General features: G+C 69.1%; 6 protein-coding genes. 2 read left to right on the top strand and 4 right to left on the bottom strand.

Annotation, left to right across the window (positions count from 1 at the left end; all coding sequences use genetic code 11):
• The 4 genes from VLK61_RS29720 to VLK61_RS29705 all read right to left on the bottom strand — a co-directional run.
• On the bottom strand, window positions 1–3,168 hold a 3,168-nt coding region (locus VLK61_RS29720), incomplete at its 3' end, for an efflux RND transporter permease subunit (RefSeq protein ID WP_325426923.1).
• Between the two features lie 3 nt (window positions 3,169–3,171).
• Window positions 3,172–4,323 (bottom strand): efflux RND transporter periplasmic adaptor subunit, encoded by a 1,152-nt coding sequence (locus tag VLK61_RS29715; RefSeq protein WP_325426921.1) that lies wholly within the window; start codon window positions 4,321–4,323, stop codon window positions 3,172–3,174.
• Between the two features lie 250 nt (window positions 4,324–4,573).
• Window positions 4,574–7,021, bottom strand: coding sequence for a TonB-dependent siderophore receptor (locus VLK61_RS29710; RefSeq protein WP_325426919.1), 2,448 nt, complete (start codon window positions 7,019–7,021; stop codon window positions 4,574–4,576).
• Between the two features lie 264 nt (window positions 7,022–7,285).
• Window positions 7,286–8,725 carry an FAD-dependent oxidoreductase gene (locus tag VLK61_RS29705; RefSeq protein ID WP_325426917.1) on the bottom strand — a complete coding sequence of 480 codons (1,440 nt, stop codon included), beginning with the start codon at window positions 8,723–8,725 and terminating at the stop codon, window positions 7,286–7,288.
• A gap of 227 nt (window positions 8,726–8,952) precedes the next feature.
• On the opposite strand from VLK61_RS29705, the gene VLK61_RS29700 reads away from it, so the two are divergent.
• Both VLK61_RS29700 and VLK61_RS29695 read left to right on the top strand, forming a co-directional pair.
• Entirely contained in the window at window positions 8,953–9,963 is a 1,011-nt protein-coding gene (locus tag VLK61_RS29700) for a 2-dehydropantoate 2-reductase (RefSeq protein ID WP_325426915.1), read from the top strand.
• 116 nt (window positions 9,964–10,079) lie between these two features.
• The gene (locus VLK61_RS29695; protein WP_325426913.1) at window positions 10,080–10,523 is read left to right on the top strand and encodes a VOC family protein; all 444 of its coding nucleotides are present in this window, start codon (window positions 10,080–10,082) and stop codon (window positions 10,521–10,523) included.
• The last annotated feature ends 83 nt before the right edge of the window (window positions 10,524–10,606 follow it).

The following is a 10,606-nucleotide window of genomic DNA, read 5'->3' as shown; positions in this document are numbered from 1 at the left end:
GCGCGCCAGCCGCATCACCAACCGGTAGATCAGCCGCACGAAGACCAGCGCGAGCAGCGCTTCGACGAAGGTCAGCACGAACGCGACGAAGGCATTCCAGCGCAGCGTGCGCTGGTGGAACTTGCTGATCGCGCTGTCGCGCTTGATCTCGATCGAGTCGTAGAAGCTCGGGATCACCAGCAGGGTCAGGAAGGTGGACGTGATCGTGCCGCCGATGATGGCCACGGCCATCGGGCGATAGAACTCGCCGCCCTCGCCCAGCCCGATGGCCACCGGCAGCATGCCGGCGATCAGCGCGAAGGTGGTCATCAGGATCGGCCGCAGGCGCTTGCGGCCGGCGGTCATCAAGGCCTCTTCACGCTCGACGCCCTCGGCTTCCTGGGCCCGCGCGGCGTCCAGCAGCAGGATGGCGTTCTTGGCCACCAGGCCCATCAGCATGATCACGCCGATCAGGCTCATCAGGTTCAGCGTGCCGCCGGTCATCAGCAGCGCCAGCACCACGCCGATCAGGCTCAGCGGCAGCGAGATCATCACCGGCAGCGGCGCGGTGAACGAGCCGAACTGCACGACGAGGATCAGGTACATCAGCGCCACGCCCATCAGCAGTGCGGTGATCATGGCGCCGAACACCTCCTGCTGGTCTTTCGACGCACCGGCCAGCTCCAGCCCGTAGCCGGGCGGGTAGGCGATGGCCTTGGCGATCTTCAGCGCCTCTGCGGTGACCTCGCCGGGCGATCGGCCCTGCGCATTGGCCGAGACCGAGATCGTGCGCTTGCCATCCGCATGCTGGATCTGCGACGGACCCTTGCCCATGCTGACGGTGGCGATCTGCTCCAGCGGCACCATGCGGTTGGTGCCGGTCACGGCGATCGGCAGGCGCTCGATGTTGCTGGCCGCGATGCGGTCGTCCGGGTGCAGGCGCACCGCCACGTCGCGCGCCTCGCCGGTGGGGTCGATCCAGTCGCCGACCTCGATGCCTGCGAAGGCCACGCGCAGCGCCTGGGCCGCGTCGTTGACCGAGATGCCCAGCGCATTGGCCAGGCCGCGGTCGAGCTCGATCTTCAGCTCGTCCTGCGGATCCTGCTCCGACAGGCCGACATCCACCGCCCCCGGCACCTGGCGCAGCTTGTCCATGAAGCCGTTGGTGATCTCCAGCAACTGGCGTGAATCGGTGCCGGTGAAGCGGATCTGCACCGGTTTCTGCGCGCCGTTGTTCAGGTCGTCGAGCACGGTGTATTCGGCGCCGACCAGGCGCGCGGTGAGCGTGCGCAACTCCTTGGCGATCTCGATCGACGAACGCTTGCGCGTCGGGCTCTTGCCGACGTCGACATAGACCCGTCCGCCGCCGATGTTCACGGTGCTGTTGGTGGCCTTGGTTTCGGGCACCGTGCGCGCCAGCTTGGCCGCGGCCTCGACCTTCAGCCGCGCATATTCGAGGTTACTGCTCGACGGTGTGCGCACCTCGATGGCGATGGTGCCGTAGTCCGAACTCGGCAGGAAGCTGGAGCCGCCGTACTTGGCCTGCAGCGCGATGGCGCCGGCCAGGCTGGCAAAGGCGAACAGGAACATCCAGGCGCGGTGATGCAGCGCCCAGGCGATGACCTTGCCGTAGCGATCGGCCTGGTGGTCGAACCAGATGTTGAAGCGCGCCAGCAGCTTGCTGATGCCGTGCTTGGGTTCCAGGTGATGACCAGGGGGGTCGCCCCAGTAGGCCGACAGCATCGGGTCCAGCGTGAACGAGATGAACAGGCTCACCAGCACCGAGGCCACCACGGTCAGGCCGAAGGGCCGGAACCATTCGCCCGACACGCCGGGCATGAATGCCACCGGAATGAACACCGCGACGATCGAGAACGTCGTCGCCGCCACCGCCAGGCCGATCTCGGCCGTGCCGTTCAGCGCCGCCGTGCGCCGGTCTTCACCGCGCTCCATGTGGCGCACGATGTTCTCGCGCACGACGATGGCGTCGTCGATCAGCACGCCGATGGCCAGCGACAGGCCGAGCAGGCTCATGAAGTTCAGCGTGAAGCCGCACAGCCACACGGCGATGAAGGCCGCGATCACCGAGGTCGGCAGGCTGAGCGCGGTGATCAGCGTCGAGCGCCAGGAGTTCAGGAACAGGTAGACCACCAGGATGGTCAGCCCGGCGCCGAAGACCAGCGCGTGGATGACATTGTTGAGGCTGTTCTGCGCATCGACGCCGCCGTCCTGCGTCACTTCCAGCTTGGTGCCTTGCGGCAGCGTCTTGTTGATCTCGGCCACCAGCTTGCGCGCTTCGTCGGCCACCGACACGGTGCTGGCGTCGCGCGAGCGCACCACCGACATGCCGACATTCGGATTGCCGTTGCGCACGCTGACGCCGCTGAGTTCGGCAAAGCCGTCCTTCACCGAGGCCAGCTGGGCCAGGCGGATGGTTTCTTCGCCGCTGCGCTTGACGACGATCTGGTCGAAGTCCGTCGGCGACTCCAGCCGCCCGACCAGCCGGATGCTCTGGTCTTCCAGCGTGCCGCGCACCTTGCCCACCGGCGCGGTGGTGTTCTGGTTGCGCAGCGCGGTGACCACCTCGCCGACCGACACGTTGTACTCGCGCAGCTTCTCGGCGCGCAGCAGCACGCTCAGCTCACGCTTCAACGCGCCGTTGACATTGACCACCGCCACGCCGTTGATGCCGCGGAAGCGGTCGGCCAGCTTGTCTTCGGCCAGGCGCGAGATCTCGGCATGCGTCTGCGTGCTGGACGACAGCGCCAGCTGCATGATCGGCTGGGCCGCTGGGTCGAGGCGCTGCAGCACCGGCTCGCGCATCTCGATCGGCAGCTTGTAGCGCACCGTGCCGATGGCGTTGCGCACCTCGTCGGCGGCCTCGATCATGTTCTTGCTGAACTTGAAGATCATCACCACCCGCGCATTGCCTTCGCTGGCGGTGGCGCGGATCTGGTCGACGCCGGAGATGCTTTGCAGCTGCTTCTCGATGCGGTTGATGATCTCGCGCTCCACCGTGTCCGGCGAGGCGCCGGGGTAGAGGATGCTGACCACCATCACCGGCTGCTCGACGTCCGGGATCTGGTTCACGCGCAGCTTGGTCAAGGCCAGGATGCCCAGGCACATCAGCGAGATGATGATGACCACCGTGGCCACCGGCCGCTTGATGCTGAAGTCGGAGAGGAACATCGCTCAACCTCCGGTCTTGGACGCCGCGGCGGCCATTTCCACCGCCTGGCCATCGACCAGCGTGGTGCTCGGATTGCGCAGGATCTGGTCGCCTTCCTTCACCCCGCCCAGCAGCACGTAGACGCCGCGGCGCGGATCGCGGTCACCCAGCTTGACGGCCTGCTTCTGCAGCTTGCGCTCGCTGATGCGCCAGACATGCGCGTCGTCGCCGCTGCGTTGCACCGAGGCCTCGGGCACCACCACCACCTCGGTGCTGCCGGTCTCGATGCGGCCTTCGGCATACAGCCCGGACACCTTGGGCCGCGCCGCCTGCGTGAAATCGACCAGCACCTCCACCTGCCGCGTGGTGGCGTTGGCCATCGCATCGATGCGCCGCACGCGACCGCTGAATTCTGTCGGCCCCAGGCCGTTGACGCGGAAACCGACGCCCTGGCCGACCTTGATCTCCTGCATGCGATCGGCCGACACCAGGCCCTCGAAACGCATGCTGGCCGGGTCGATGACCTTGACCAGTTCCTTGCCGACCTGCGCGGTGTCGCCGGCCGAGACCTTGCGGTCGGCGAGCACGCCATCGAAGGGCGCCCGCACCTCCGTGCGCTGCAGCTGCTGGCGGGCCGATGCGGCGCGGGCCCGCGCGGCGACCAGGTCGCTCTGCGAATTGTTGCGCCGCATCTCGGCGTCTTCCATCGCCTGCATCGAGCTCATGCCCTGGGCCTGCAGCGCGCGCATGCGCTGGAACTGCCGCTCGGCCTGCTCGAAGCTCTGGCTGGCGGCGCGCGCCGATTCATCGGCGGAGGTCAGGCTGTCGCGGATGGCGGTGTCGTCCAGCCGCACCAGCAACTCGCCCTTGCGCACCGGCTCGCCGTTGTCCTTCAGCACCTGCAGCACCACGGTCGACACTTCGGCGCGCAAGTCGGCCCGGCGCTCGGGCTGGATCGAGCCGGTGATCACCGGGCCCGAGCCGCTGAGGCTCTTGCCCACGGTGCGCAGGTCTTCCGGCGAGATCAGCAGCGGCTTGGCGGGCGCCGAAGCCCCCGTCTTGACCGCGGCGCTGGCGCCGCCGGGTGCGCCTTCCTGGCCCGTCTTGCCGCAAGCGGCAAGACCCATCACGAGAGACAGCACGGCCACAGCGGCCCGCACGCGGGAATGCATCATCGACTTGAAGCTCCAGGATCGTTGCTGGCCAGGACCTTCATGAACGGGCGATCCGCCGCGTCGGGCCCTTCAAGGCCCTCGTGGGGCCGCCAGGAATCCGAAAGCTTAACCGTGAACTATTGCCGCGCCCATCCGACGCGACGAACGGCACGCCGCGTGGAGCGAAGCGACGTGGCACGGGGACGAACGTCGGCCGCGGGCACGCCGCCAGCGCGGCCGCCGGCTCACGCGAGCCGGCGCGCGGGGGCGCTCAGAACTCGAGCCGGCCGCTCAGGCTGATGCTGCGCGGATCGGCCGGCTTGATCCAGTTCGCGTACTGGTATTCCCAGAATCGCGCCTGGCCGGCGTTGTTGACGGCCGCCCGGAGCGTGGCCGCGTAGCCGCCGATGCGCAGCCGGTAGACGGCGCCGAGATTGACGACGGTGTGGCGGCCGACCACCACCGTGTTGGCCGCGTTGAGCATGACGTCGCCGGTGAACTTGGCATCGGCCGTCAGGTCCAGCCCGGCCAGCTGCGGCACCTGGTAGACCACGCGCGCCGTCGCCATCCACTCCGGCGCGCCGGCGACGCGGTGGCCGATGTTGGCAAGGCCCCGGGCGTACCTGGCATCCAGGCGCATCAGGCTGCCGGCGAGCTGCCATTGCGAGCCCAGCCGGCCGGCGGCGGCCAGCTCCAGCCCCTGGTAGACCGATTCGCCTTCCTGCACCAGCACATTGGCGGCGTTGGCGTACTCGCTGGGACGCTCGATGCGAAACAGCGCCGCGGTGGCTTGCCAATCCCGCTGCTCGGACTTGGCGCCGACTTCGTATTGCCGGCTGACCAGCGGGTCGAGCAGGCGGTTGGCATTCGCATAGGTGGAGCCGACCGTGCGGCCCGGCTCCAGCGACTCCATGGTGCTGCCGTAGAGCAAGGTGCCCGGTGCCGGCTTGAACATCAGGGCCACGGTCGGTGTGGTCACGCGGTCGGCATAGCGGCCCTGCGGGCTGCCGCCGGTGTCGAAGTCGGTCTGCGCATACCGGGTGTGGCGCAAGCCGGCCAGCACCGACCAGCGCTCCGACAGCTTCAGCGTGTCGCTGGCGAAGGCCGCCTTCTGGGTGATGTCGCCGGCCCGGTACAGGTTCAGGCCGCCCTGGGTGAGGTAGCTGCTGCCGTTGGGCCTGAAGAGGCTGCCGCTGCCCAGCGAGGTCCAGACGCCGTTGACGCTGTAGTCGTTCGACTGCTGCTGCCACGAGGCGCCGGCCGTCAGCTGATGCTCGATGCCGCCGCCGGACATCCGGCCCTCGACCAGGGCCTGCCAGTGGTCGAAGCCATGGCCCTCGCGCGTGTCCGAGCGGAACTCGTCGTAGTCGCCGGCCGCGTTCTGCAGGTAGAGGATGCTCTCGTTGCGGCTGCGCCTGGAGCTGCTGTGGCTGTAGCGGGTGCTCGCCACCCAGTTCGGGCCGAGCCGGTAGCTCAGGCCGGTGGAGACGATGCCGAACTCGGTGTCGAGAAACTGCCCCTGGCTCAGCAAGCCCTGGTTGTCGCCGCGCACCGTGCCGGGCAGGTGGCTGTCCGCCAGCTGCTGCGCCGAGATCGCCGGGGTCTGCCCCTCGGTCCTGCGCTGCTGGTACAGCGATTCGAGATGCCAGGTCAACTCAGGCGTCAGGCGGGTGTCCAGCGCCAGCGACACGGACTGGCGATCGACCGTGCCGTCGTTGAAGGTCTTGCCGTCCTCGTGCACCGCGCTCAGGCGGTAGCCGAAGGTCTTGCCGGTGCCCAGCCGTCCGCCGAGATCGATGCCGGCGGTCCAGATGCTGTTCGACTTGTGGCCGATCTCGACTGTCCTGAGCGGCTCGTCGCTGGGCTTCTTCGTCACGTAGTTGATCAGCCCGCCCGGCGAGCCGAAGCCGTGCAAGAAGCCGGATGAACCCTTCAGCAGCTCGATCTGCTCGAAGTGTTCGTAGGGCAAGGTGATGGCATAACTCAGGAAGGGGTTGCCGTCGATGCGGTAGGCGTTCTGCCAATCGAGTTCCAATCCGCGCACGCTCACGTAGCTGGCCCAGCTGCTGTAGGCGCCGCTGTTGTCCGTCACCGCCGCATCGAGCGCAAAGACATCGCCCAGCTTGCTCACCTGCCGCTGCGCCAGCTCGTCGCTCGTCACGACGGTGGTCGACAAGGGCGTCTCCAGTTGGGTTCGCGCGCCCAGCGCGCCGCCGCCGATCGTGGCCGTCAGCGGCGAAGGCGTGTACTCCGGGGACGCCGCGCTGGCCTTCACCCGCACCACGGGCAGCACCGCCTCGGTCCCGGGCGCTGCGGCCGCCCGCGTCGGCGGCGTGCCGGCGGGGGCCGCCGCAGCGGGCGCCGCCCGCTTCAGCGAGTAGCTGCCGTCGGTACCCGCCACGGCCTCCAGACCGGAGCCTTCGAGCAGCACGCGCAGCGCGGCCTGCGGCGTGTAGCTGCCGTTGAGCGCCGGGGCCTGCTTGCCGCGCACCAGTTCGGCATCGACACCGATCAGCAGGCCCATGCGCGCCGCGAGCTGAACCAGGGCCTGGTCCAGCGGCTGGGCCGCCTGCTGCAGGTTCATCGGCCCGGCCGCGGGCGGCGCCGCGAACGACGCCGCATGCGCGGCGCAGGCAATGGCCAGCGCGCACAGCGGCCGGGCGGCAAGCGGGCGCCGCGCAGCGCGGTGGGCGGGAAGGGTCGAGGGATGTCGGGTCATGCCAGAGGTACTGTTCATCGAGCAGCCAGCCCATCACGCGCGCCAGCAGCTGGCGCGCGATGGCGATCTGCCCGGGTCCGGGAGGCGACTGCAATTGTAAATACGAATGATTCGCATTATATGTCGACTCTGTGCTCGCGGCATGCCCTTGCCATTCGCCAACGGTGATCGCCGATGCCGCTCGCGGCCGGTGCGCCGCCCAGGCGCACAAGCGCGGCCCGCGAGCGGCCAGCAAGCTCAGCACCGCCCGCGAGCGATCAGGCGCTAGCGCCGCCCTTGAGCGGCCAGCGAGGCCAGGCGCGCGCCGCCCGGGTTCAGCACTTCGGCCACACCCATCGCCGACAGCAGCGCCGTTTCCTGCGCGTCGAAGGGCCGCAGGTAACCGCCTGCAAACCACAGCCCGCCCTGGCCCTGCAGCGACTGCATCAGCTGCTGCGCGGCCAGCGTGTCCGGTGTCGGCAGCATGTGCTTGAAACTGCTCACATGCAGCGGCGCGGCGGGCAGCGCCTGGCGGTGGCTGACCCAGCTCTTCCACAGCGGCGGCAGGCTGCCGGCGGGCGGCGGCGCCAGCACCTGGGCCAGGTCCATGCTGGCCTCGCAGAACGGCCCCTGCACGCGGCAGTTCAGGAACGAGCGCCAGGAAGGCTGCTGCGCGACGTAGGCGGCATCCTCGTGAATCGCCAGCGTCGCGTCGAAGAAGGCCATGCCCTGCAGCGCCGCGCGCTGCGCCGCGGTACCGGGCAGGCCTTGCAGCAGGGCCGATGTCGGCGGGCCGGACGAAGCGAACACCAGGTCGTCGAACACCTGCATCGGCCCACCGCCGGCCTGCAGCGCAAAACCGCCCTGCGGCAGCCGGCTCACCGCCGTCACCGGCGCGGCCGTGTGCAGCGTGACGCTGCTGAACTGATCCACCATGCGCTGCAGCGCATCGGCCATGCCGCGCTCGAGCACGTAGTACAGCAGCGGGTCGACAGGATTCGGCGGCAGCGCCTTGGCCGCGAAGACCAGCGCGGCGCGGGCCGACAGCGTGCGCGCTTGCTCGATGTCGCCGGAGTACAGCGAGGCGATCCAGGGCAGCAAGATGCCGTCGATCTGCGCCGGGCTCAGCTGCAGCGTCGGCAACCAGGCGCCGACCGTGAGCTTCCACGACGCATCCTTCTCCTCGCGCTGCTGCGCCGCGCGGAACATCGTGGAAAAGGCCTGGATGCCGCTGCGGTTCCACGGCGCCAGCAGCGGCCAGGCGCGGCCCGGCAAGATCGGCGAGACGAAGCGCGGCTGCGCTTCGGACGCGTCGTCCACCGTGATGCTGGCGATGAACGCGTGCGAGCCGCCGGTGGACGGCGGGTACAGACCCAACTGCGTCAGCAACTGCACATAGGTCGGGTAAGGCCCGGGGTGGAAGAACTGCGCGCCGACATCGACGATCAGGCTCTGGCCGCCCACCGTCAGCGGCACGCTCTGCACATTGCCGCCGATCGAGGCCCGCGCCTCGAACAGGTTGACCTCGCAATCGCCATCCAGCAACCAGGCACAGGCCACGCCGGCCATGCCGGCGCCGATGACGGCCACCTTGCGCTGCGCCACACCAGCTTGGCGCGGCACCGCCGCAGCCTGGCCCAGCACCGGCAGCCCGGCCGCTGCGGCCAGTGTGCCGAGCGCGCGGCGGCGGCTGGGTCGGGCGGCGTTCGTGGCATCGGTGGGCATGGGGGCCTCCTGCGCATCGTGAGCGGGCACAGTAGCAGAGGCCGCGGCCAAAGACCATCGGCACACGGCCCAATCGATGGGCCTGGCGCACCAGGCATGTCGAGGCCGCGATCCTGGCCGCGCAGCAAGCCTTTACCGGTCTGGAGCGCGATGAGTGCGGCCGAGCGCAAGCTCGAGCGCTTCAAGGACAATCTGCGCCTTGCGAAGGCAAGCCCCACGGAGGAAGCATGAAAGTCTGCATCGTCGGCGCCGGCGCGATCGGCGGCTTCATCGGCACGCGGCTGGCACAGGCCGGTCGCGCCCAGGTCTCGGCCTTGGCACGCGGCGCAACGCTGGCCGCACTGCAATCGTCGGGCTGGCGCATGCAGACAGCGGCCGGCCTGCTGCAGGCTCCGGCCCACGCAGCCGCCAGCCCCGCCGAACTGGGCGTGCAGGACCTGGTGGTCCTTGCTGTCAAGGGCCCCGCCCTGCCCGCCCTGGCCCCCACATTGGCGCCACTGCTGGGACCGCACACGCTGCTGATGCCGGCGATGAACGGCGTGCCCTGGTGGTTCTGCCAGAGCGTGCCCGGCTTTGGCGACGCGCCGCTGCACAGCGTCGACCCCGGTGGCGTCGTCGCCCACGCGCTGCCGGTCTCGCGGGTGCTGGGCTGCGTGGTGCATGCCAGCACCGCCACGCCCGAGCCGGGCCTGGTGCTGCACCGCATGGGCCAGGGCCTGATCGTCGGTGAAGCGGCTGGCGGCCAAAGTGAGCGTGCGCAGGCGGTGGTCGACCTGCTGGCCCATGCCGGTTTCGAGACCACGCATTCGGCCAATGTGCGCCACGACATCTGGTACAAGCTGTGGGGCAACATGACGATGAACCCGGTGTCGGCCCTCACCGGCGCCACGATGGACCGCATCCTGGCCGACCCGCTGCTGCGCAACTTCTGCTCGGCGGCGATGCGCGAAGCGGCGGCCATCGGCGCACGCATCGGCTGCCCAATTGCACAGAGCCCGGAAGACCGGCATCAGATCACCGCGAAGCTGGGCGCGATCAAGACCTCGATGCTGCAGGACGTGGAAGCCGGCCGGGCGATCGAGCTGGACGCACTGGTCACCGCGGTGCAGGAGATCGGGCAACACCTGGGCCTGGCCACGCCGACCATCGATGCGCTGCTCGGCCTCACGCGGCTGTTCGGTCGCGTGCGTGGGCTGTATCCGGAATCATCACCCGCGGTCGGCGATCTGGCCGGCTGAGCCCTTGCCACCGTAGGCATCGCAAACGAGTTGCGCGAGCAGCCGTGCCGGCTTGCCGAGTCTTTTGATCGTGCCCTACGATGGCAGGCATCCCAGCCAATCCGAGCCCCGCCGCCATGCAAGCCCCCACCTCGAATCCCGCCCTGATGTCCCCCTTCCACCTGGCGTTCCCGGTGCACGACATCGCACTGGCCCGCAGCTTCTATGGCGAACTGCTGGGCTGCCCCGAAGGCCGCAGCGCGGACGACTGGGTCGACTTCAACTTCTACGGCCACCAGATCGTGGCCCACCTCGCGCCCGCTGAAACCGGCCCGACGCAGCGCAACGCGGTCGATGGTCATGGCGTGCCGGTGCGCCACTTCGGCATCGTGCTGCCGATGGCCGACTGGGAGCCGTTGGCCGCGCGGCTGAAGGCTCATGGCGTCGAGTTCGTGGTCGAGCCGTACATCCGCTTCAAGGGCGAGCCCGGCGAACAGGCGACGATGTTCTTCCTCGACCCATCGGGCAACGCGCTGGAGTTCAAGGCCTTCGCCGACATTGGCAGGCTGTTTGCCAAGTGAGCGTCAAAGTGAGCGCCAAGTGAGCGCCAAGTGAGCGCCGGACCCTACACCGTGTTCGCCGCGATGAAGCCCAGCACCCGGGC

The organism is Aquabacterium sp. (assembly GCF_035476535.1).
Lineage (GTDB): Bacteria > Pseudomonadota > Gammaproteobacteria > Burkholderiales > Burkholderiaceae_C > Pseudaquabacterium.
Note: the sequence above shows the minus strand (reverse complement) of the source record. Positions and strands in the feature narration are given on the sequence as shown.

Excerpts from the sequence above, each read along its gene's own strand:
- VLK61_RS29715 (WP_325426921.1), bottom strand. The coding sequence starts at position 4,323 with ATGATGCATTCCCGCGTGCGGGCCGCTGTGGCCGTGCTGTCTCTCGTG.
- VLK61_RS29710 (WP_325426919.1), bottom strand. The coding sequence starts at position 7,021 with ATGACCCGACATCCCTCGACCCTTCCCGCCCACCGCGCTGCGCGGCGC.
- VLK61_RS29705 (WP_325426917.1), bottom strand. The coding sequence starts at position 8,725 with ATGCCCACCGATGCCACGAACGCCGCCCGACCCAGCCGCCGCCGCGCG.
- VLK61_RS29700 (WP_325426915.1), top strand. The coding sequence starts at position 8,953 with ATGAAAGTCTGCATCGTCGGCGCCGGCGCGATCGGCGGCTTCATCGGC.
- VLK61_RS29695 (WP_325426913.1), top strand. The coding sequence starts at position 10,080 with ATGCAAGCCCCCACCTCGAATCCCGCCCTGATGTCCCCCTTCCACCTG.